This window comes from Psychrobacter sp. 1U2 (genome assembly GCF_051847575.1).
In genome coordinates this window covers 1-1,014 of sequence record NZ_JBPYDC010000507.1, presented here as the reverse complement: position 1 = coordinate 1,014, position 1,014 = coordinate 1, and the positions used below count along the sequence as shown (strand labels likewise).

1 protein-coding gene is annotated in these 1,014 nt (G+C 42.1%); it reads right to left on the bottom strand.

All coding sequences use genetic code 11. From position 1 onward, the window contains the following. Window positions 1-183 precede the first annotated feature (183 nt). Window positions 184-912, bottom strand: coding sequence for a 3'-5' exonuclease (locus tag ACS8FD_RS16915; protein WP_439263514.1), 729 nt, complete (start codon window positions 910-912; stop codon window positions 184-186). Window positions 913-1,014 lie beyond the last annotated feature (102 nt).

Below are 1,014 nucleotides of genomic sequence, written 5' to 3'. Positions count from 1 at the left end.
CCAAAATGCCAATCGAAAAACGCATCTTTGATCCAAAAGACTTTGGCCTAAACAGCATTGGACACATGCGCTATTTTAGTAGTAGAACCAACGCTAAAGCTCCTAAACTGTGGCAAATGGCAGTGGATTGGCTAAACGAGCAATCACAATAAATATAATGCATCTTATATTCAAACCGCTTATTTATTTGTTGATGCTATTAGCCTCTTCTGCCTTGAGGCGCTTAGTCAAAGCAGAATGCAATGACGGTGTCATGTTATGAATGTTGCCTAGCATCCACTTAACGTAACCAATAGGTACTTCTTTAATAAGCTTGCCTTTATACTTACCAAATGGCATCTTCGCGACTGGGTTGGCGGTGTTCGAAATCTTGTGCGCTGTCTCAAAATCTATGGGCTTGATTTGTAGGCGCTCACAGCAAGCTTGGTAAAGCAAATAACACATGCGCGCATCACCTAGTGCATCATGTGCAGCAATGGTCATTTTGCTAGCTTCCTCTTGTCCCAATAACTGCTCAATACATTTGGACTGCCCATAATAGCGCCATTCTGGAAAAGCGACGCGCGCCAGTCGCACGGTACAAATCAGCTTAGCAGACGGCCTACCGATCACTCGCCAATCAAAGCGTACGTTATGGCCAATCAGATACTGCGGCAAGTCAAATTCATCCAATTCAAAACGCTCAAGTCCAGCGACATCATCATCGGTAATGCCATGAACTTTGATCACAATTGGTGATATAGGACGGCCACTGTTAAAGTATTTCATCCACTCAAACCCACTGGCCACATTAATGGTTGCAACTTGGATAGGTCGTGGATCTCGACCTTGGTCGGTTTCAGTATCAATAACAAGCGCAGTATCAGTCATAAAAAACCAGTCATCAGTATTAGTCCCAAAAGAGTCAGTCAAGAATCTAGCCAATTCACTATAAAATCTATGCCAGTAGTAAATTCTTATAAAAGTATCGATTTTTTTCTATACTAACTATAGTATTGTCATATGCATGCTCAG